This is a genomic window from Microcoleus sp. D3_18_C2 (assembly GCF_036702395.1).
Taxonomy (GTDB): domain Bacteria; phylum Cyanobacteriota; class Cyanobacteriia; order Cyanobacteriales; family Microcoleaceae; genus Microcoleus.
In genome coordinates, this window is the sequence record NZ_JAUBTG010000129.1 from 1 (window position 1) to 2,198 (window position 2,198).

Sequence of the window (2,198 nt, forward strand, 5' to 3'; positions counted from 1 at the left end):
GCCCGTCCTTTTTGGACGGGCGGGACGCCCATCCCACAATAACAATTAAAATTGTAAGTTATTTAATTCGCGATCCTAAGATTTGGAGTGGGCGATCGAGCTTCGATCGAAAAGTTTGTAGGCGTAAGGCGGGGCGTAGCCATCGCACAGCGCCCCGGAAAAAAAGACCAAAAAAAGATCGATCGTCCGCGCAAGTCAACCCTCCTGGGCTCGCACCCGCAACAGCAGCAGCTTTCCCCCCTCACCTCAATCGGGCTGCCGCCTCCCGAAAGCCCTAAGCCTCATAACTCCCCAAAAGTTTTCGCCACAGGAGTTTCACAGTCTCCAAGCTCACAGGTATAGCAACGGCACATAGGGTAAGGACGTTCTTAATTGATGAAAGCATTGTTTTTACTGTCGAATGCCAAAAGCATTTCTAGAGGCTGCTGCTCTGGCTCCCTTGTGCACGAGAGAGGCGAATGCTATAAAATCTTAAACAGCAGGGGAGTGCGGAAATTGCGATCGAACGCCAAGCAACAACCGAACTCGATCGAGTCCAAACCTTTGATAACCTATAATTTGAATGAGATGCCGCAGGCACTTCTGCTACTGGCATTATACTAATGCGCCATCCTGCGGCTAATTTGGGATTTATTCTTTCTAACAACTAACAACTAACAAATAACAACTAATAAAGAGGGGATTGCTTAATGGCTGCAACAGATTTTAAAGACTATTACGCTATTTTGGGACTCAACAAAACTGCCAGTTCTGACGAAATTAAAAAAACTTTCCGCAAACTAGCCCGCAAATATCACCCGGACATGAACCCCGGCAACAAAGAAGCAGAAGCTCGTTTTAAAGAAGTAAACGAAGCTTACGAAGTGCTCTCAGACCCTGAAAAACGCAAAAAATACGACCAATACGGTCAATACTGGAAGCAAGCTGCCACAACTCCAGGCGGATGGCCGGGCGGGGGCAGTACGAATGTAGACTTTGGCGGGGTTGACTTCAGCGAGTACGGCAGTTTTGACGAATTTATCAATGCCTTGTTAGGTCGCGCAGGTAGTAGTCCTGGTAGTGCCCGCAACGCCAAGTGGAATTACAGCAACTACCGCAGCACCAGCGGCGGGCCCACAGGTTTTGGCGGATTTGAAGATTTCGCGGGGTACGAAAATCGCACCGCAGGAAGCTCTCTCGACACCGAGGTCGCCATTTCCCTGACTTTGGGGGAAGCATTTCGGGGAACTTCTAAGCGAGTCGCCACGGGGGAAGTTTCGATTCCAGCAGGAGTGAAAACCGGCAGCAAAATTCGGATAAAAGGCAAAGGTCAAGTTGACCCGTACACGAAGCAACAGGGAGATTTGTACCTAAAATTAGAAGTTTTGCCTCACGCTTTCTTCCAGTTTGAGGGAGAGAATTTGGTCTGCGAAGTGCCGATAACTCCCGACGAAGCGGTGTTGGGATCTTCAATTGAAGTGCCGGCGCCTGAAGGTATGATCACTGTGAAATTTCCAGCCGGGATTCGTTCGGGTCAGTCTTTGCGGTTGCGGGGCAAGGGATGGCCGAAACCGAAGAAAAACGAGCGGACTGATTTGTTGGTCAAAATTGCGATCGTGCCACCGAAAGAAATTAGCAGTGTAGAACGCGAATGCTATGAAAAAATCAAAGCAAATCGCACTTTTAATCCTCGCAGTAATCTCAATCAGATGGTGCTGTAAATTACCCAGCACGGACCTGAGTACAGCTACAGTGTGGGCTTTCAATAGCCCTGAAATTATCTTGCACCTTGCAAAACAATCTCGAACATAAGGGCTTATTTACGAAAGCCTCAATAGCAGCAATATTCTTACTGCCGTTTAAGTCGGCATCACCTTTCCATCCACAATGACCACAAGCGAACTTTTTGCCATTCCTATAAGACTCACCCTTTACAGGATGAATGTGATTGCACTTGTGGCACATTTTGCTGGTGTATCTAGGCTCAACAAACAGAATCTTTACGCTATGCTTTATAGCTTTGTAGATGAGGAATTGACGCAACTGAAAGAACGCCCAGCTATTACTAAGTCTCCGCTCTTTCTGCGAGCGTGGCTGCTGATTTGTGCGTTCCCTAATTCCCGTCAAATCTTCCAAAGCGATAACTTGATTTTTGTTCTTAGCCTTGGTTACGATACGGTGACTGATAGTGTGATTTACCAAAGTCTGAAAGCGCTTTT

At 47.5% G+C, this 2,198-nt stretch carries 2 protein-coding genes and 1 pseudogene; 2 read left to right on the plus strand and 1 reads right to left on the minus strand.

Features of this window, described 5'->3' with window-relative positions:
• Together QUA88_RS29365 and QUA88_RS29370 are read left to right on the plus strand one after the other, a co-directional pair.
• Window positions 1–278 (plus strand): annotated as a pseudogene (locus tag QUA88_RS29365) (hypothetical protein); the annotation flags it as partial.
• A 411-nt stretch (window positions 279–689) separates the two neighbouring features.
• Entirely contained in the window at window positions 690–1,700 is a 1,011-nt protein-coding gene (locus QUA88_RS29370) for a J domain-containing protein (RefSeq protein WP_333057740.1), read from the plus strand.
• A gap of 1 nt (window position 1,701) precedes the next feature.
• Here the strand turns inward: QUA88_RS29370 and QUA88_RS29375 are convergent, their stop codons facing one another.
• The gene (locus QUA88_RS29375) at window positions 1,702–2,181 is read right to left on the minus strand and encodes a transposase (RefSeq protein WP_333275236.1); all 480 of its coding nucleotides are present in this window, start codon (window positions 2,179–2,181) and stop codon (window positions 1,702–1,704) included.
• Between the last annotated feature and the right edge of the window lie 17 nt (window positions 2,182–2,198).

Bases quoted from the DNA above. Each gene is read 5' to 3' on its own strand.
- QUA88_RS29370 (WP_333057740.1), top strand. From the start codon at position 690: ATGGCTGCAACAGATTTTAAAGACTATTACGCTATTTTGGGACTCAAC.